Source organism: Reyranella sp., from assembly GCF_965228225.1.
Lineage (GTDB): Bacteria > Pseudomonadota > Alphaproteobacteria > Reyranellales > Reyranellaceae > Reyranella.
The window spans coordinates 5,376,407-5,395,053 of sequence record NZ_OZ245801.1; the positions used below are offsets into that span (position 1 = coordinate 5,376,407).

Annotated in this window: 17 protein-coding genes; 12 read left to right on the forward strand and 5 right to left on the reverse strand. The window is 67.5% G+C overall.

Annotated features, from left to right (window positions below):
* Positions 1–6 precede the first annotated feature (6 nt).
* From ACO07K_RS26060 to ACO07K_RS26090, 7 genes are all read left to right on the forward strand, one after another.
* Complete coding sequence (locus ACO07K_RS26060; protein ID WP_422033097.1) at positions 7–822, forward strand: ABC transporter ATP-binding protein; 816 nt, start codon at positions 7–9, stop codon at positions 820–822.
* The gene (locus tag ACO07K_RS26065) at positions 819–2,603 is read left to right on the forward strand and encodes a NirA family protein (protein WP_422033099.1); all 1,785 of its coding nucleotides are present in this window, start codon (positions 819–821) and stop codon (positions 2,601–2,603) included. Before ACO07K_RS26060 ends, ACO07K_RS26065 begins: the two co-directional genes overlap by 4 nt.
* Complete coding sequence (locus tag ACO07K_RS26070) at positions 2,600–4,171, forward strand: sulfite reductase subunit alpha (protein ID WP_422033101.1); 1,572 nt, start codon at positions 2,600–2,602, stop codon at positions 4,169–4,171. The genes ACO07K_RS26065 and ACO07K_RS26070 overlap by 4 nt, the downstream gene beginning before the upstream one ends.
* 150 nt (positions 4,172–4,321) lie before the next feature.
* Complete coding sequence (locus ACO07K_RS26075; protein WP_422033103.1) at positions 4,322–6,931, forward strand: molybdopterin-dependent oxidoreductase; 2,610 nt, start codon at positions 4,322–4,324, stop codon at positions 6,929–6,931.
* Positions 6,931–8,337, forward strand: a complete 1,407-nt coding sequence (gene cysG, locus ACO07K_RS26080; RefSeq protein ID WP_422033105.1) for a siroheme synthase CysG — start codon at positions 6,931–6,933, stop codon at positions 8,335–8,337. Before ACO07K_RS26075 ends, cysG begins: the two co-directional genes overlap by 1 nt.
* Before the next feature lie 42 nt (positions 8,338–8,379).
* A complete protein-coding gene (locus ACO07K_RS26085; protein WP_422033107.1) occupies positions 8,380–9,132 on the forward strand; it encodes a DUF882 domain-containing protein in 753 nt (250 codons plus the stop codon).
* A gap of 19 nt (positions 9,133–9,151) precedes the next feature.
* The gene (locus tag ACO07K_RS26090; protein ID WP_422033108.1) at positions 9,152–9,664 is read left to right on the forward strand and encodes an O-acetyl-ADP-ribose deacetylase; all 513 of its coding nucleotides are present in this window, start codon (positions 9,152–9,154) and stop codon (positions 9,662–9,664) included.
* 143 nt (positions 9,665–9,807) lie between these two features.
* Here ACO07K_RS26090 and ACO07K_RS26095 read toward each other — a convergent pair whose 3' ends face one another.
* Positions 9,808–10,383 (reverse strand): DUF924 family protein, encoded by a 576-nt coding sequence (locus ACO07K_RS26095; RefSeq protein WP_422033110.1) that lies wholly within the window; start codon positions 10,381–10,383, stop codon positions 9,808–9,810.
* Positions 10,384–10,430: 47 nt separating this feature from the next.
* On the opposite strand from ACO07K_RS26095, the gene ACO07K_RS26100 reads away from it, so the two are divergent.
* Both ACO07K_RS26100 and ACO07K_RS26105 read left to right on the forward strand, forming a co-directional pair.
* The gene (locus ACO07K_RS26100; protein ID WP_422033112.1) at positions 10,431–11,996 is read left to right on the forward strand and encodes an alkaline phosphatase family protein; all 1,566 of its coding nucleotides are present in this window, start codon (positions 10,431–10,433) and stop codon (positions 11,994–11,996) included.
* 13 nt (positions 11,997–12,009) lie between these two features.
* A complete protein-coding gene (locus ACO07K_RS26105) occupies positions 12,010–13,017 on the forward strand; it encodes a glutathione S-transferase N-terminal domain-containing protein (RefSeq protein ID WP_422033114.1) in 1,008 nt (335 codons plus the stop codon).
* A gap of 26 nt (positions 13,018–13,043) precedes the next feature.
* Here the strand turns inward: ACO07K_RS26105 and ACO07K_RS26110 are convergent, their stop codons facing one another.
* Positions 13,044–13,808: a glutathione S-transferase N-terminal domain-containing protein gene (locus ACO07K_RS26110; RefSeq protein WP_422033116.1), complete on the reverse strand. Its 765-nt coding sequence runs from the start codon at positions 13,806–13,808 to the stop codon at positions 13,044–13,046.
* A gap of 174 nt (positions 13,809–13,982) precedes the next feature.
* On the opposite strand from ACO07K_RS26110, the gene ACO07K_RS26115 reads away from it, so the two are divergent.
* From ACO07K_RS26115 to ACO07K_RS26125, 3 genes are all read left to right on the forward strand, one after another.
* The gene (locus tag ACO07K_RS26115) at positions 13,983–15,365 is read left to right on the forward strand and encodes an adenylate/guanylate cyclase domain-containing protein (protein ID WP_422033118.1); all 1,383 of its coding nucleotides are present in this window, start codon (positions 13,983–13,985) and stop codon (positions 15,363–15,365) included.
* 108 nt (positions 15,366–15,473) lie between these two features.
* Entirely contained in the window at positions 15,474–16,460 is a 987-nt protein-coding gene (locus ACO07K_RS26120; RefSeq protein WP_422033120.1) for a Bug family tripartite tricarboxylate transporter substrate binding protein, read from the forward strand.
* Positions 16,461–16,528: 68 nt separating this feature from the next.
* Entirely contained in the window at positions 16,529–16,711 is a 183-nt protein-coding gene (locus ACO07K_RS26125) for a hypothetical protein (protein ID WP_422009599.1), read from the forward strand.
* A 78-nt stretch (positions 16,712–16,789) separates the two neighbouring features.
* Here the strand turns inward: ACO07K_RS26125 and ACO07K_RS26130 are convergent, their stop codons facing one another.
* The 3 genes from ACO07K_RS26130 to ACO07K_RS26140 are packed head-to-tail and all read right to left on the reverse strand — an operon-like array spanning position 16,790 to position 18,519.
* On the reverse strand, positions 16,790–17,662 hold the full coding sequence (locus ACO07K_RS26130; protein WP_422033122.1) for a hypothetical protein: 873 nt from the start codon (positions 17,660–17,662) through the stop codon (positions 16,790–16,792).
* Positions 17,659–18,063 carry a phage holin family protein gene (locus ACO07K_RS26135; RefSeq protein WP_422033124.1) on the reverse strand — a complete coding sequence of 135 codons (405 nt, stop codon included), beginning with the start codon at positions 18,061–18,063 and terminating at the stop codon, positions 17,659–17,661. Before ACO07K_RS26135 ends, ACO07K_RS26130 begins: the two co-directional genes overlap by 4 nt.
* A gap of 9 nt (positions 18,064–18,072) precedes the next feature.
* Positions 18,073–18,519, reverse strand: coding sequence for a hypothetical protein (locus ACO07K_RS26140; protein ID WP_422033126.1), 447 nt, complete (start codon positions 18,517–18,519; stop codon positions 18,073–18,075).
* Between the last annotated feature and the right edge of the window lie 128 nt (positions 18,520–18,647).

An 18,647-nucleotide genomic window follows, 5' to 3' on the forward strand; every position in this document is an offset into this window, starting at 1 on the left:
CAGGCCATGACCACCCAGCCCTACCTCAAGTTCGAACAGATCGGCATGAGCTTCCGCCGCGGCCAGATGGCGACGGAAGTGCTGCGCGACGTCAACCTGCGCATCGAGCGGGGCGAATTCGTCTCGATGATCGGCCATTCCGGATGCGGCAAGTCGACCTTGCTCAACATCCTGGGCGGCCTGCTGAAATCGACCAGCGGCGAGGTCTTCCTCGAAGGCAAGGTGGTCGACGAGCCCGGGCCCGACCGTGCCATCGTGTTCCAGAACCACTCGCTGCTGCCGTGGCTCACCGTCTACGGCAACATCGCCATCGCCGTCGACAAGGTGTTCGGCGGATCCCAGGGCAAGGGGAAGACCAAGGCCGAGCGCCACGACTGGGTCATGCACAATCTCGAGTTGGTGCAGATGGCCCAGGCCAAGGACAAGCGGCCGCACGAAGTGTCGGGCGGCATGAAGCAGCGGGTCGGCATTGCGCGGGCGCTTGCCATGCAGCCCAAGGTGCTGCTGATGGACGAGCCGTTCGGTGCGCTGGACGCGCTGACCCGCGCCCATCTCCAGGACAGCGTCATGGAGATCCACTCCAAGCTGGGCAACACGGTGCTGATGATCACCCACGACGTCGACGAAGCCGTGCTGCTGTCGGACCGTGTGGTGATGATGACCAACGGTCCGGCCGCCACCATCGGCGAAATCCTGCCGATCGATCTGCCGCGACCGCGCCGCCGGCTCGAGCTCGCGACCGACGCCGAATATGCGCGCTGTCGGGCCGCCGTGCTCGAATTCCTCTATGCACGCCACAGGGTGCCGGCACGGGCCGCATGACGGAAGAGTTCGACGACGCTCAGAAGCAGTGGCTGCAGGGCTTTGTCAGCGGCATTGAAGCGCGCAAGGCGGCCGACAAGCTTGCGTCGCGCGCTCCCGGTCCCGGGGCCGCGCCGCCGATCGGCCCCGACGCGCTGCAGTACGCCGCCCAGGACCGCGCCGTGGCGGCGGGCGGCAAGCTGGTCGCCGAGGAAACGGCCAAGCGCGCGCGCCATCCGCTCGATCGCTGGGACGAGGTGGCGGGGCGCGCCGAGGCGGGGCAGTTCCCCAAGGGCATGGACGTCTTCCTCACCAAGTATCACGGGCTGTTCTACGTCGCGCCGGCCGAGAATTCCTTCATGTGCCGGCTGCGCATTCCCAACGGCATCCTGAACGCCTGGCAGATGCGCGGCCTGGCCGACGCGGCGGACGCGTTCGGTGGCGGCTATGCCGACGTGACGACCCGCGCCAACCTGCAGATCCGCGAAATTCCTGCGCAGGCTGCGGTCAACCTGCTGCTGGCCGTGCAGGACCTCGGGCTCACGGCGCGCGGCTCGGGCGCCGACAATATCCGCAACATCACCGGCAGCCCGACCGCCGGTATCGACCCGCAGGAACTTTACGATACGCGGCCGCTGTGCCGCGCCATGCATCACTACATCCTCAATCATCGCGAGATGTACGGCCTGCCGCGCAAGTTTAACATCGCCTTCGACGGCGGCGGTCGCGTGCCGGTGCTCGAGGACACCAACGACATCGGCTTCGTCGCGACCGAGGTGACGGGCGGCGAAGGCTTCGAGCCCGGAATCTATTTCCGCCTTCAGCTGGGTGGCATCACCGGCCATCTCGATTTCGCGTTCGAGACCGGTATCCTGCTGAGGCCGGAGGAATGCGTCCCTGTGGCGGGCGCGGTCGTGCGGGCCTTCGTGATCCACGGCGATCGCACCAACCGACTGAAGGCGCGTCTGAAATACGTGATCGACCGCATGGGCCGCGACGCCTTCGTGGCCGAGGTCGAGAAGGAACATGGCGCGAAGCTGCGCCGGGCCGCGGGCGCGCAGGTGACTCCCCGTATGCTGGCCGACAAGCACGGCCATATCGGCGTCCATGCCCAGAAGCAGGCGGGTCTCAACTATCTCGGCCTGGTGCTGCCGGTGGGACGCGTGACGGCCGAGCAGATGCGCGGCATCGCCGAGATCGCGCAACGCTTCGGCAGCGGCACGATCCGCTTCACCGTGTGGCAGAACCTGCTGATCTCCGACGTGCCCGATCGCGACGTCGGCGTCTGCATCGCGGCGATCGCCGCGCTCGGGCTCGGCGTAGAGGCGAGCGCCATCCGGCGCGGCCTGGTGGCCTGCACCGGCAATGCCGGCTGCAAGTTCGCGGCTGCGAACACCAAGGGTCATGCGCTGAAGCTCGCGGACTATCTCGAAGCGCGGGTGGCCCTCGACACGCCGATCAACATCCATCTGACCGGCTGCCATCATTCCTGCGCCCAGCACTATGTCGGCGACATCGGCCTGATTGCGGCCAAAGTCGAGCGTGGCGACGACAGTGTCGAGGGCTATCACGTCTTCATCGGCGGCGGTGCGGCCTCGACGGCCGAACAGGCGATTGCGCGCGAGTATGCGACCTCGGTGGCCTACGACGATCTGCCGCCGCTGCTCGAAAGTCTGCTCGCGGCCTATCTCGCGCACCGCAAGTCGGCGGCCGAGTCGTTCTTCGAATTCTGCCGCCGCCACGACATCGCCGCGCTACGCGATCTGGCGGAGCGTGCACCCTTGTCGGCGCTCGCGGCATGAACGCGATGTCGCCGATCCCGCAGATCATCCCTGAGAACGCACCGTTCTCGACGGAACAACGGGCCTGGCTGAACGGCTTCTTCGCCGCGTATCTCGGCGTGAACGGCGAGGCTGCGGACACGGTCGCGGCGGAGCCCACCGAGCCCGAGGATTTCCCCTGGCACGATGCCGCGCTGTCGCTCGCCGAGCGTCTGGAATTGGCGAAGGACACGAAGCCCGAGCGCCAGCTGATGGCCGCGATGGCGCAGCTCGACTGCGGCCAGTGCGGCTATCTCTGCCAGACCTATGGCGAGGCGCTGTGGTCGGGCGCGGAGGCCGACATGGGCCGCTGCGTGCCGGGCGGCAAGGAAACGCAGCGCAAAGTGAAGGAACTCGTCACCGCGCTCGAGCCGATGCGCGCTGGTTCGCCCGTGGCGGTGCCGGCCACTAAGCCCGCCGGCCCGGTCGGCCTCTCGCGCGACCGGCCCGCGCTTGCCACTCTGGTCGATGCCCATCCCCTCAGCCGCCCGGAGTCGGAGAAGGACGTGCGCCACGTCGTGCTCGACCTCTCGGCGAGCGACATCACCTACGAAGCCGGCGACAGTCTCGGCGTCTTCGCCCGCAAGAACCCGCAGCTCGTGCAGGCGGTGCTCGATCGCCTCGGCGCCACAGGCGAGGAGATGGTGGGCATCGATCGCGAGGCGTTGCCGTTGCGACAGGCCTTGCTCAGCAAGGTCGACATCGCCCGCCCCAGCGACGAATGCATGCTGTTTCTGGCAACGCGCGCCTTCAACGGCGAGGAGGCGCTCAAGCTCCAGGCGCTGGCAGCGGGCGAGGGGCCGCCGGAGCTGGCCGAGGCCGATCTTCTGGATCTGCTGCTGGCGTTCCCGTCGGTGTCGCCTTCGTTGCCCGGGCTCCTGAAGTCGCTCGACCGGTTGCAGCCGCGTCTCTATTCGATCGCCTCCTCGCCCAAGGCGCATCCCCGCGAGGTCCACCTCACCGTGTCGGCGGTGCGCTGGAACACCAAGGACAGGACCCGCACCGGAATCGGCTCCTGCTACCTTGCGGACTTTGCCAAGCCGGGCGACGTCATTCCGGTGTTCGTGCAGAAGGCCCACGGCTTCGCGCCACCCGCCGACGATGGCGCGCCCGCCATCATGGTCGGGCCGGGCACCGGCATCGCGCCGTTCCGCGCATTCCTCGAAGAACGCGACGCGCGCGGCGCCAAGGGGAAGAACTGGCTCTTCTTCGGCGACCAGAAGCGAGCGACCGATTTCCTCTACGAGGACCAGATCATGGACTGGCAACGCCGGGGCGTGCTGTCCCGCCTGGACCTCGCCTTCTCGCGCGACCAGGCCGAGAAGATTTACGTCCAGACCCGCATGCGCGAGAATGCAGACGAGCTCTGGGCGTGGTTCGAGCAGGGCGCACACTTCTATGTCTGCGGTGATGCCAAGCGTATGGCCAAGGATGTCGAGACCGCATTGATGGACATTGCCATGGGACCCGGCGGCAGAAGTGCCACGGAGGCGAAGGCCTGGCTGGACGGCCTCGCCAAGGCAGGCCGCTATCAGCGCGATGTGTACTAGGGGCGGTCGCTCCGGAATTGGATCCCTCATCCTGAGGAGCCGTGCGCAGCACGGCGTCTCGAAGGATGGGCAACGGACGCGGTGCGTGTGCCCACCCTTCGAGACGCACTCCCGCGGAGTGCTCCTCAGGGTGAGGTTGTGTTGGTCGTCATGACGGCCGCCGTCCGCACCACTTGCCCCTATTGCGGTGTCGGGTGCGGGATCGTCGCGACGCCTGACGGGAAGGGCGGCGCGGCCATCGCGGCCGACCATGACCATCCCGCCAATCGCGGACGGCTCTGTTCCAAGGGCGCGGCGTTGGGCGAGACTCTCTCGCTCGAGGATCGCCTGCTTCATCCCGAGATCGACGGGCGGCGAGTCTCGTGGGAGGTCGCCCTCGACACGGTGGCGGACGGCTTCCGCGAGACGATCGAGCGACACGGGCCCGATGCCGTCGCCTTCTATGTTTCCGGTCAGCTCCTCACGGAGGACTATTACGCCGCCAACAAGCTGATCAAGGGCTTCCTCGGCACCGCCAACATCGATACGAACTCGCGCCTCTGCATGGCGTCGTCGGTGGCCGGCCACAAGCGCGCCTTCGGCAGCGATACGGTGCCCGGCGTCTACGAGGACTTCGAGCAGGCGGACCTGGTGGTGCTGGTCGGCAGCAACCTCGCCTGGTGCCATCCAGTTCTGTTCCAGAGGCTCGAAGCGGCCAAGCACAGGCGGCCGTCGATGAAGGTGGTGGTCGTGGATCCGCGCCGAACGGAGACCTGCGACATCGCCGATCTTCATCTCGCGCTGAAGCCGGGCAGCGACGTGGCGCTGTTCAACCTGCTGCTGGCCGGCCTCGCGGACCGCGGTGTCGTCGATCGTGACTTCGTCGAGCGGCACACATCGGGGCTCGACGCGGCGCTCGCCGCCGCGCGGGCGACGGATGGCTCCGTCTGCGGACTGCCGCGGGCCGACATCGAGACTTTCCTCGACTGGTTTGCCCGCACCGAGAAGGTCGTGACGCTCTATTCCCAGGGCGTAAACCAGTCGAGCGCCGGCGTCGACAAGGTCAATGCGCTGATCAACTGCCACCTGTTGACCGGCCGCATCGGTCGGCCCGGCATGGGACCCTTCTCGATCACCGGCCAACCCAATGCGATGGGGGGCCGCGAGGTCGGGGCGCTGTCCAACACGCTCGCCGCCCACATGGATTTCGGCCCGGCGGAAATCGACCGGGTCGCGCGCTTCTGGCGGGCGCCGCGCATGGCGAGCCGGCCCGGCCTCAAGGCGGTGGAACTGTTCGAGGCCGTTCGTGCCGGCCGCATCAAGGCGGTGTGGATCATGGCGACGAATCCGGTCGCCAGCCTGCCCGATGCCGATGCGGTGCGCGAGGCGCTGCGGGGTTGCCAATACTCGATTGTCTCGGAGGCGATGCGCGCCAGCGACACGGTCGATGCCTGCCGCATCCGGCTGCCCGCGCTCGCCTGGGCGGAGAAGGACGGCACGGTGACGAACTCCGAGCGCGGCATCTCACGCCAACGTCCCTTCCTGCCGTCGCCCGGCGAGGCGAAGCAGGACTGGTGGATCGTCTCCGAGATCGCGCGCCGCCTGGGGCATCGCGACGCCTTCGCCTGGCGCGGGGTCGCCGACATCTTCCGCGAACATGCCGCGCTCTCGGGCTTCGAGAACGGCGGCACGCGCGACTTCGACATTGGCGACTGCGCCTCGATCGACGATGCCGCCTATGATGCGCTTCGACCCTTCGTGTGGGGCGGTGCCGCCGACCGCCGCTTCTTCGGCGACGGCCGCTTCTTCCACGCCGATCGTCGCGCACGCTTCATCGCCACGACGCCGCGTCCGCCGGTGAATGCGCCGCTCGAAGTGCGCCCGCTGATCCTCAATACCGGGCGGGTGCGCGACCAGTGGCACACCATGACGCGGACCGGGAAGTCGGTGCGCCTTGCCGGCCATCGCCCGGAGCCCGCAATCGAATTGCATCCGCACGATGCATCGGCGCGAGGTCTTGCCGATGGCGACATTGCGGAGGTGGAGAGCGCGTGGGGCCGTGGTGCCCTGCGCGTTCATGTGACCGATTCATTACGCATCGGCGAGGCCTTCGCGCCGATGCACTGGACCGCACAGGTGAGTCGGGCGGGCCGCATCAACGCTGCAGTGAATCCGGCGGTCGATCCCATCTCGGGGCAACCCGAACTCAAACACACGCCCGTCGAGATCCGTCGTTTAGATATGCGCTGGCATGGCACGATTCTCGCTCGTCGCCCGATCATGCTGCCGGACATTCCATATTGGGCGCGAATCAGGGGCGCCGGCTTCAATGCCTACGCCGTTGCGGGCGACCAGCCCTATGAGGCTGCACGACGCACCCTGTCCGCTGCCGTGCGCACCACCAATCCCGGCCCGTGGCTCATCGGCGAAAATGGTGTGGGCGCCGTCATCAGCGATGGCCGGGTCGAAGCCGTGATGATGCTGGGGCCGACCCATGACGTCGAGGCGCGTGACCGACTGGCGCCCTACATGGCGCTCGACCGGCTGACGATGGAGCAGCGCGACGAGTTGCTGAACGGCGGCACGGAAGCGCATCGCGGCGGCGAACTTTGCGCCTGCTTCGGTGTTTCGCGTGGTGCCGTCGAGGCGGCCATTGCCGACGGGGCAGCGTCGCTGGCGGCGCTCGGCGCGGCCACCCATGCCGGCACCAATTGCGGGTCCTGCCGTCCCGAAATCCGCGCCCTGCTACGCGCCGCGCGTCTTGTGAAGAAGGTCGCGTGATGCAGGCTTTTCCAATCTTCCTCTCGGTGCAGGGGCGCCGGGCGCTGGTCGTCGGTGGCGCCGACGCAGCGGCCCGCAAGGCCGAACTGCTGCTCAAGGCCGGGGCCCAGGTCTCGCTCATCGCCGAGACGGTCGGCGGCGAGGTCGCCCAGTTCATCGCCGAAGGACACGTCTCCTGGGCCGGCCGCTCGTTCGACGAAGGCGATCTCGAAGGCATGTCGCTGGTCATCGTCGCATCGGAGGACGAGTCGATACAGGCGCGCGTTTCGGCGGCCGCGCAGCGGCGCTGCGTTCCGGTCAACGTCGTCGACCGTCCCGCCCTGTCGAGCTTCATCATGCCCGCGATCATCGATCGCGCGCCCATCACCATCGCCATCTCGACCGGCGGCACGGCGCCGGCGCTGGCCCGTCGCATCCGCGCCGAGATCGAACGCACCCTGCCGGCGGCGCTGGGCCGGCTGGCGCGGTTCGCCGAGATGTTCCGCGAACAGGTGCGCCGCACCCTGGTCGTGCCGCGTGCGCGCCGCCGCTTCTGGGATCGCGTCTTCGAGGGCCGGGTCGGCGAGCTTGCCCTGGCCGGCGACGAGATCGGGGCGCGCCGCGAACTGATCCGGCTGCTGGACGGTTTCCGCAGCGAGGCGCCGTCGGTCGGCATGGTCCATCTCGTCGGCGCCGGGCCGGGCGATCCGGATCTTCTCACCCTGAAGGCGCACCGCCTGCTGCAGCGTGCCGACGTTTTGGTCTACGACCGGCTGGTCTCGGACGAGATCCTCTCGCTGGCGCGCCGCGACGCCGAGCGGGTCTATGTCGGCAAGCGCCGGGCGAACCATTGCGTCCCGCAGGAAGAGATCAACGACCGGCTGGTGGCGCTGGCCCGGGCGGGCAAGAGCGTCGTGCGGTTGAAGGGCGGCGACCCCTTCGTGTTCGGCCGCGGCGGCGAGGAGGTCGAAGCGCTGGTCAAGGCGGGCGTGGCCGTCGAGGTCGTGCCCGGCGTGACGGCGGCCTTGGGATGTGCCTCGAGCGCGGGCATTCCGCTCACCCATCGCGACCACGCCCAGGCCTGCGTGCTGGTCACCGGGCACCTGAAGAACGGCACGGTCGATCTCGACTGGAAGATGCTCTCCCGGCCGCGGCAGACCGTCGTCATCTACATGGGGACGGGGGCGCTGCCGCAGATCGCCTCGCAGCTCATCTCGCATGGCCTTCCGGCCTCGACCCCGGTGGCGCTGATCGAAAACGGCACGACCGATCGGGAACGGCGCATCGTCGGCACCCTGGCCACCATCGACCGGCAGGCGCAGAGGGCGTTCCTGACCGGCCCAACTCTCTGCATGGTGGGTGCGGTCGTCGGCCTCGCCGTCGGCCGGGAACAGGAATTTAACTTTGAGTCGAGAATGGGTCTCTGATAAGGGTGTCTGTGACAAAAATGCAACAACACCGGGGCACGGATGCGTAGTTTTGTACTGAGCCTGGCGACACTGTTGGCATTTGCCGGCACCGGCTTCGCCCAGACCAATACAGGGGCTTCGACCGCTCCCAAGGTCAAGACCGCCGCTACCGCGACTACCAAGACTGCTACCACGAAGAAGACGACCGCTGCACCCGCGCGGTCGGCGAATGTGCAGAAGGCTGCCGCCCAGCAGAAGAAGGCACCGCCCGCCACACAACAGAAAATGCGGGCGTCCCGTTACGGCGGGTTCGCGCCGGCCGCCGCCGCCCTGGCCGCGCCGGTTCCGACGCCCGATCTCGACCTCGCGAGCCCGCGCAGCCTCAGCCTGGTGAACTTCAACACCAAGGAAGAGCTGACCGTCACCTACTGGTCGAACGGCTCCTATCATCGCAGCGCGCTCGACCAGCTGAACCAGTTCCTGCGCGACAGCCGCGACAGCGGCACGACCGAGATGGACCCGTTGCTGTTCGACGTGCTGTGGCACACCGCGCGCATCTCCGGGTACAGCGGCCAGGTCGAGGTCCTGTCGGCCTTCCGCTCGCCCGAGAGCAATGCCTGGCTGGCCAGCGTCAGCCGCGGCGTGGCGCGCGACAGCCAGCACATGAATGGCAACGCCATGGACATCCGCTTCCCCGGCGTCCCGGTGTTCCGCATCCGCCAGGCAGCGCGCTCGCTGAACATGGGCGGCGTCGGCTTCTATCCGCGCTCCGGCTTCGTGCATATCGACACCGGCCCCGTTCGCTATTGGTGAGGCCGCTACTGGTAACGGCATGAGTCGCATCGAGATCGTCGAGGGCGACATCACGCGCCTCGACGTCGATGCCATCGTCAACGCCGCCAATGAAAGCCTGCTTGGCGGCGGTGGCGTCGACGGTGCCATTCATCGCGCCGCCGGACCTGAGCTGTTGGCCGAGTGCCGCACGCTGGGCGGCTGCCCGACCGGCGAAGCCAGGATCACCAGTGCCTATCGCCTGAAGGCGCGGCGCATCATTCATACGGTCGGTCCGGTCTGGCGCGGCGGCACGCAGGGCGAGCCGGAGCTCTTGGCCCGCTGCTACCGCAACGCGCTGGCGCTGGCGGTCGTGGAAGGGCTGCGAAGCATGGCCTTTCCCGCCATCTCGACCGGCATCTACGGCTATCCCAAGGAGGCCGCCGCCGACATCGCCGTCCGCGAGGTCCGTCTGATCGGCATGCCCGAGCACGTGATCTTCTGCTGCTTCGACACCGCGACGGCCGACCTCTATCGCGAGATCCTGGGCGACGTCGGACAGCTGTCGTCCTGAGTGAAGCGAAGGACCTGACCGAACGACCAAAGCACCCCGTCGCGAACGTGAGATCCTTCGCTTCGCTCAGGATGACAACAGGTGGTGACGGCGCGCTCTCTCGTTGAACCTCAGATCATCGCGTCTAAGAAATTTGCAGGCCGTCACTGCCCGTATCTGTTGGCGTTCTTCAGATACTCGAGCTCCTCCGACGTCGTGCTGCGGCCCAGCACCTCGTTGCGATGGGGGAAGCGGCCGAAGCGGGCGACGACGTCGCGGTGTTCCAGGGCCGACTTGATGTTGTTCTCGCCGCCGATCGTCTCGAACAGGGCGCAGGCGAGCTGCTGGTCGGCGAGCTGCTCGCTATGGCCGAAGGGCATGTAGAAGAACAGCCGCATGTCGACGGGGAAGACCGACGGATAGAAGCGCGCGAGCGCGTAACGCGCAATTTCGATGGCCCGGGCATCGCCCGCGAAGGCGCGCGCCGTCTTGCGGAAGCAGTTTCGTGGAAATTGGTCGCAGAGAAGGATGAGCGCCAGCGCGCCCTCGGGCGAGTCCTTCCACGCATCGAGCTCTCCTGCGATGGCGCGTTCGATCGCCGTGCCGAATCGGCCGACGGTCTCGGCGTCGAATTCCGGCGTGCTGGTCCACCAGATGTCGCGCGGCTTGCCATGATCGGGGTGGCCGAGCGGCAGGAACCAGAAATCGATGATGTCGCGGATGGACGGCGGCTGTGTCATGCGGCTTAGTTAGACAGGGCACGCAGAAGCCGTCGAGTGAGGAAACCGTGGGCAAGGTCAAAAACGTTTTGTTCATCATGTGCGATCAGCTGCGCGCGGACCATCTGTCCTGCGCCGGCCATCCGCACCTCAAGACGCCGGCGATCGATGCGCTGGCGGCGCGCGGCGTGCGCTTCCCGCGCGCCTATGTGCAGTCCGGCGTCTGCGGCCCGAGCCGCATGAGCTTCTATACCGGCCGCTACGTGTCGAGCCATGGCGCCACCTGGAACCGCGTGCCGCTCTCTCTGCGCGAAAAGACCCTCGGCGAGTTCCTGTCGGCCGCCGGGATCCGGGTGGCACTGGCCGGCAAGACCCATGTGCTGCCCGACCTCGAGGCACTGGAACGATTCGGCATCGAGGGCGGCTCGGCCCTGGAGGCGCTGATGCGCGCCGGCCGTTTCGAGGAACTGGACCGTTACGACGGGCATTCGCCGCCCGGTGCGGAGAGCGGCTATGCCGACTATCTGCGGCGTCACGGCTACGTCTCCGACGATCCGTGGAACGACTTCGTGATCGCGGCCGACGGGCCCGGCGGCGAGAAGGCTTCGGGCTGGCACATGCGCAACGTCCACCTGCCGGCGCGCGTGAAGGAGGAGCATTCCGAGACCGCCTACATGACGCGCGAGGCGATGCGCTTCATCGACGAGATGGGCGACAAGCCCTGGTGCCTGCATCTCAGCTACGTGAAGCCGCACTGGCCCTACATGGCGCCGGCGCCCTATCACAACATGTACGGCGCCGCCGACATGCTGCCGCTCAATCGCGACGAGCAGGAGCGGGCGAACGAGCATCCCGTGCTCGCGGCCTATCGCGAGATGGAGGAGTCGGTCTCCTTCAGCCGGCACGACGCCCCGGGCATCGTGCGCCCGGCCTATATGGGCCTGATCCGCCAGCTCGACGACTGGCTCGGCCGCCTGTTCGCCCATATGGAGCGTGCCGGCCGGCTCGACGACACGCTGATCATCTTCACCGCCGACCATGGCGACTTCCTGGGCGACCACTGGCTGGGCGAAAAGGAGATGTTCTACGAGGAGGCGCAGCGCGTGCCCTTCATCGTGGTCGATCCCGATCCCGAGGCCGACCTGACGCGCGGCACGGTCGACGAACGCTTCGTCGAGGCGATCGACGTCGTGCCGACCATCCTCGAAACCTTGGGCCTGCCGCCGCAGGATCATCTGCTGGAGGGGCGTTCGCTGCTGCCGCTGCTGCGCAAGATCCATCTCGACACCTGGCGCGACGCGGTGTTCTCGGAACTCGACTATTCCTTCCGCGAGGCGCGCACGATCCTCGGTCGCAAGCCCGACGAATGCCGCGCTATCATGGTGCGCACCGACCGCTGGAAATACGTCTGGTGGCAGGGTTTCAGGCCGATGCTGTTCGATCTCGCCAACGATCCGAAAGAGCGGCGCGACCTCGGCGCCGACCTCACCTATGCGCCGATCTTCCGCGAGATGGAGGAGCGGCTGAACGCCTGGGCCAAGGCGCGCAAGAGCCGCGTCACCGTCGACGACGCCTATGTCGCGGCGCGCACGGCCAAGCATCGCCAGCACGGCATCTTCTTCGGGCAGTGGTAAAATGAGTGGTGACATGAGCACGAACCCCTACATCCTCCACGGCTTCGGCCCCTCGCCCTATTCGGTGAAGATGCGCGCGATCCTGCGCTATCGCCGGCTGCCCTTCATCTGGAAGGCCGTGGGCTGGCCGCGCGACGTCGCGGTCGCGGCGGGCCTGCCACCGGTGATCCCGGCGCTGACGTTCCCCGACGGCACGGTGATGAACGATTCGACGCCGCTCGCCCATGCGCTGGAGCGCGCCCATCCCGGCCAGCGCTCGATCGTTCCAGATGATCCGGCGCAGGCCTATCTCAGCGACCTCCTGGAGGATTTCGGCGACGAGTGGGTCACCAAGATCATGTTCCACTATCGCTGGTTCTACGCCCCCGACCGCGCGTTCGCTCAGGACTGGGTGATCACCTCGCGCGATCCGCAGATGCCGGAGGTCGAGCGGCGCGAGGCGATGCAGGCCTTCAACGATCGCCAGGTCGGCCGCATGGCGATGGTCGGCTGCACCGAGGGCAACCGTCCGATCATCGAGGACAGCTATCGCTTCATCCTCGACACGCTCGATCCCCACGTCCGAAAGATGGAGTACCTGTTCGGCTCGCGGCCGTCGCTGGCCGATTTCGGCCTGTTCGGCCAACTGCAGATCCTGTCGGTCGATCCGACCCCGATGATGGAGATGCGGACGCGGTCGCCCGACGTCTATTGCTGGCTGCTGCGTCTCGACGATGCGTCGGGCGTCGATGGCGAATGGCTGACGGCCGATGCACCCTTGCCGGACGGTGTGACGGCACTCCTGAAGCATTGCGGCGAGACCTATCTGCCGTTCCTGGCGGCCAACCGCGCGGCGCTCGAAGCGGGCGCCCCCTCGGTCGATCTCGACATCCTCGGCCGGCCGTGGAGCCAGGCGCCCTTCCGCTACCAGGCCAAGTGCTACGACGCGTTGCGCAAGAAGCTGGCGGCGCTGCCGTTCGACGTGCGCCGGCGGCTCGATCCCGTGCTTGGAGCCAGCGGCTGCCTGCGCTGGCTGGAATAGCGAGGGTTTCGACGCGCTGAATTCGCTCAGAACTCCATCGGGTCGCGGAAGTGCGCCTTGAAGATGCGGTCGCGATGCTCGACCAGGATCGGGTCGAGCGCCGCCACGATCTGCGGGTCGCTGGCGGTGAAGGCCGGGCGTGACGACTCGCGGATCGGACACTGCGCGGCCGGCAGCGGCAGGATCATATTCATGACCGACGTCCAGTAGATGTCGACGCAGCTCAGCGCCTCGCCCACGAAGTAGGACACGCCGCGCGCCTGCTGCGCGCGCAGCTGCGTCGCGAGACCGCGCAGGGTGGCGGCGATGCGCGCACCCGCCGCCTCCGCGTCGCCGGCATCGAAGCCGTATTTGTCGATCAGCGGGGCCATGCGCGCGCCTACACCGGCCTGCACGGCCATCGAGAACATCTGCAGGCGGCGGTTCCAGGCGATGCCGCCTTCGCCCAGGATCTCGTGGCCGAGGCCGATCGCCAGCGCGCGCTGCAGCGGATCGGCGGGGAGAAGGGCGGGCGCCGGCGCGAGCCGCTCGGCCAGCATCAGGATGTCGAGCCAGCGGTTGAGCGGCGGGCCGTCGCGCCACGCGACGACGGGGCCGCTGTTCTGCCCCGACCAGGCCGCGATCTCTTCGTTGGCGCCGCCGACATCGAGCGGGGCGGCGACATAGTCGAGCCCCTTGATCTCGAGGAGTGTCTTGGCGGCCTGGCTCCACGGGCTCGGCACGCCTCGCACCAGAACGATGCGCAGTCCGTCATGGCCGACGATCTCGGCGGGAGTTCTGTAAATCAGCATGTCCTCTCCTCCGGCAGCAATCTTTGTGGTCGCACGAGGGCGAATCCAACGATCATTTCAATGGCAAGAGACGAGAATTTCTCACACCGTCATTCACGGTTCTTTGAACGAAACTCCGTTCACGCGCACACGCAGAGCGCGTAAGCCATTCAGCCCGTTCCGAAACGTAAGAACATGACCTCAGCCCTCACCCAGGATGGCGCCGTCTCGCGCCTGCGGCTTCGGCTCCAGGAAGAAGAGCATAATGGCCTCGCCTTCGCGTTCCGCTTCCGGCTGATCGCGCTGGGCATCGTCGCCGTCTGGCTGCTGTTAGCCGCCGGGCCGGCGCGCGTGGGCATCGGCGTTGGCGCCTGCGTGACGATGATGGCGTCGGCATGGATCGTGTATGCGCTTCGCAGCTCACCGCAGGCGCGGGCGGTGCAACTCGCCGTCACCGTGCTCGACGTGACGGTCATCACCATCGGCACGCTCGTCCCGATTCCCGGCGCACCCGACAACGGCCTCTGGCTCGAGCAGGTGTTCGGCCGCCGCTCGCTGTTCCTCTACCTGGTCATCTATCTCACCGCGAGCGCGCTCAGCTATTCGGTTCGCACCGTGATCCTGACCGGCGCGGCTTCGCTCGTCGCGCTGATCGGAAGCTTCGTCTGGACCGCGCTCGACCAGGCACGGGCCTACGGCATCGATCTCGCGGGCGCGGCCGATCTCTGGCCGGTGGCACGGGGCATCTTCGCGCGGCTGATCGGTCCCGGCTTCGTGACGCCCGAGGCCTTCCTGATCCAGCAGCTCATCTTCATGACGCTGTGCACCGGCTTCATCGCCATCGCGGTGTGGCGGGCCCGCGCCCATCTCGGCCGCACCCTCTCGGCAGAGGGCGAGCGCAACAATCTCGCGCGCTACTTCTCACCCAACCTCGTCGATCGCCTGGCCGGCGCCGAGAACGATTTCGAGGCGGGCCGCGAGAGCAAGGCCACCGTGCTGTTCGTCGACGTCGTGGGGTTCACGCGGCTGATGGAAGGCCAGCCGCCGCAGCAGACCATCAATTTCCTGCGCGTCTTCCATCAGCGCATGGCCGAGTGCATCTTCGCCCATGGCGGCACACTCGACAAATTCATCGGCGACGGTGTGATGGCGACCTTCGGCACACCGGACGCCCAGCCCGACGACGAGACGCGCGCGCTGCGCTGTGGCCTCGGCATGGTACGGTCGGTCGAGGCCTGGAATCGCGGCCGCCGGACACGCGGCCTGCCGGCGGTGCGCATCGCCGTCGGCGTCCATGTCGGGCCCGTGCTGATGGGCGCCATCGGCAGTCCCAACCGTCTGGAATACAGCGCTGTCGGCGACACGGTGAACGTGGCGAGCCGGCTGGAGCATCTCGCGCGGGCACACGATGCGGCCATCGTCGCCAGCGCCGAGACGCTGGCCGCCGCCGTGAACTCGGGCGGCTTCGGTGCGGCCGAGAGCAAGCACTTTCGTCCCATCGGCGCGGTCCAGGTGCCCGGTCGCAGCGAGCCGGTCGAGGTCTTCGTCATGCCGCTTTCCAACGTCGCGGCCCGCTGAGCGACCTCGCGGGCCGCAGCGCGAGCGGTCGCCTCCGGATGACGTGACGCCCCTCGGGCCGGCTGCTAGCGTTCGCGCCACATAAAAGAAACGTCGTCTGGAGGAAACATGCCTGAGTTCAAGACCGGCCGCCGCGCCCTGTTGGCCGGCGCCGCCGCTACCCTGGCCGCGCCGGGCCTCGCCCGCGCACAGGACGCGTATCCCAACAAGCAGATCAAGTTCATCGTGCCCTACACGCCGGCCGGCGCGACCGACAACATCTCGCGCATCGTCATGGCCAAGGTCTCGGATATTCTGGGCCAGCAGGTGCTGATCGACAACCGCGCCGGCGGCGGCGGCACGATCGGGACCGATGCACTCGCCAAGGCGGCGCCCGACGGCTACACGATCGGCCTGATCACCGTCTCCATGTTCTGCATGGCGCCGGCGCTCTACACCAAGCTGCCTTACGATCCGGTGAAGGATTTCTCGCCGATGGCCGGCATGTCGGTGTGGCCGAACATGCTGGTGGTTCATCCCAGCGCGCCTGCGAAGTCTGTGCCCGAGCTGATCGCGCTGCTGAAGGCCAATCCCGGCAAGTACAATATGGCCTCGTCCGGCTCCGGGACGACGATCCATCTGGCCGGCGAGATGTTCAAGCAGCTCACTGGCACAGACATGCTGCACGTTCCCTACAAGGGCAGCGCCGGCGCGATGCAGGATCTCATTGCCGGCAACGTGCACATCATGTTCGACAACATGCCGAGCTGCTGGCCGCACGTGCAGGCAGGCAAGCTGCGGGCGCTCGGTGTCACCAGCCGGACGCGCAACAAGGCCGCGCCCGACGTCCCGGCGATCATCGAATTCGTGCCGAACTATGTGGTCGAGGTCTGGATGGGCTTCGGCGGACCGGCCGGCGTGCCGCAGCCGATCGTCGACAGGCTGGCCGCGGTCGGCACCCAGGCGCTCGAGGATTCCGAGGTGAAAGCCCGGTTTGCCGCCCTGGGCAGCGATCCCTGGCCGATGGCCCCGAAGGGGCTGCAGGACCGCATCGTGAGCGAAATCGCCGTCTGGGCACCGATCGTGAAGGCCAGCGGGGCGAAGGTCGACGGCTGAGGCCCTTGGAGCGCCGCCGGCCCGGACAAGCTTCGGACTCCGGCGGCAAAGCTCTGTATAAGGCCGCGATGACAAAAGAAGCAGCCTTCGGCAAACACATGGTGTGGACGATAGACCCGCGCACCAAATCTGAAATCGGCATCGGCTATTCGAGCCTGGTGGAAGCCCAGGCAGAGGCCGTGAAGCTGGAGCAGGTGGGTTACACCATCCTGCGGATCAGCCCGACCACGCTGCCCAAGCCCAATTCCTGAGGGTCGGCAGCTGAAAGCAAAAACGGCCGCCCCCTCGGGCGGCCGTCCTGCTGTTTGGCTTAGAGAGTGCGTAAAGAGTTACGCCGGGCGGGATGAGGTCGGCACCATCGTGTCGACCAGCTTGCCTGCCATACCCTCGACCTTCTCGCCGAGATGCGCGCCAGCGATCTCGTCCGTCACCGTGTCCTTTGCCGTCTCGAGGACCTCGCGGCCCTTGTCGATCGCCTGGGCGCCGACCTTGCCGAGCACATTGCGTTCGGCCTGAGACACCGGCAGCGCCGCGCCGAAGATCGCCCCCAGCGCCGCGCCCATTGCCGCGACGAGAATGGGCTGCTCTTCCAAAAGCTTGGAGACGGCCTGCCGCGTGTCGGACGCCAGCTTGGTGGCATCCTCGCCGAGATGCTCGGCGGTGTGCTTGCCGTCTTCCATCATGTGCTTGGCCTGGTCGAGCTGTTCGTCGGCCTTGCCGCGCAGCGCGTCGGCGGTGCCGGCGGCCCGGTCCTTCAAGGACGTGGCGGTCTCGCTCACCATGCCGGTGACCTTGTCGGTCACGCCGGCCACCTTGTCGCTCGCCTGACCCGCCATCGAGCGGGCGGTATCGGCGGCGGCGCCGGCCGCATTCTTCACGCTGCCGGCTGCCGCGACGGCGGCGTCGGTGCCGACGGCGGTCGCCGCCTTCAGCGCCGAGCTGGCGCTGGACATTACATCGGCGCCGGTGGTGCGCGTCAGCATCATCGTGAGGCCCGCTCCGATCAGCAGGGCCGCCCCCGGATTGGTCCGGGCCGATTCGGCCAGGCTCTTCACCACGGAGAGGCTGCTGTCGCGCAGCACGCCGACCAACTCGGTCGACAGGGCCGAACTCGTCATGCCTTCGCGCAGCTGGCCGAGGGTGTTGGACAGGCCGGCGCGCTGGGCTTCGGCTTCACGTTGCAGTTGGGCGCTCTCTCTCATGTCAGGCTCTCCTTCGCCATGCGAGCATCGCTCTGCAGGGAGTTGATGGTACGGGTCGGGGTAGGGTCAACGGCGCCAATGGTCTTCTTGCCGGCGAGTAGCACGATGATTCCGCCAAGGGCGGAGCCGCCGGCGACGATCAGGATCGCCAGGGCTGGTGCAACGCCACCTTCGATGAGGGCGGCGACGAGAGCCTGCAGGACCAGAATCACAGCGCCGATGATGAAGACGGTACCGATCAGCATCATGACGAGGCCGCTGACGACGCTGGTGCGCAGAGCATCGGCCTTCTCGCCGATCTCGACGCGGGCCAGACGGATTTCCGTCTGTATCAGGTCGGCACTGCGGCCGAGAGCGTCGGTCACGAGACCGACGACGCCGGGCCTTTCTTGGGTGTTCATGGAGGCCTCCTAGACGTCGATGCGGCCGACATTGGGCTCGTTCGCCCGCGGTCCGGCCGCTTCTGCCGAGGCGCCGATCCCGGCCTTGACGATGCGGGCGAGCGCGAACCCGACGATGGCCGAGCCCGCCAGCAGGGCGAGCGGCTGGCGCTTGCCGAAATCGGTCGCCATGGTCAGCAGTTCGCCGGCCGATTTGTCGCGCAAGTCGTCCGCAAGCCGATCAATCCGCTGCCCGGTCGAGCGCACATACTCGGCGACCGCCGGCGACTGTTCCTCCAGTGAGCCTGCGAGCGTTGCCGCGGTCTTGCCGAGGGCCGAGACGGCAGCCGCGCCGCTCTCGGTCGACCGGTCGGCCAACTCCTCAGCCTTGCCGGTGAATGCGGTCTTTATTTCGGATACGGCGGCGCCGAGATCCGGCTTCGCCTTATTGGGTTGATAGTGAGAGGTGTCGGACATCGTTGGTTCTCCCTCGACGATCTCGTGCTCGGCAGAACGCCGTGATGGATCGCGCGCTGGCAACGTGCCCTCCGGGACTTACGTTCCTGAAATATCGTCACGGTCTGAGCGGGTACCGTGGCGAACGG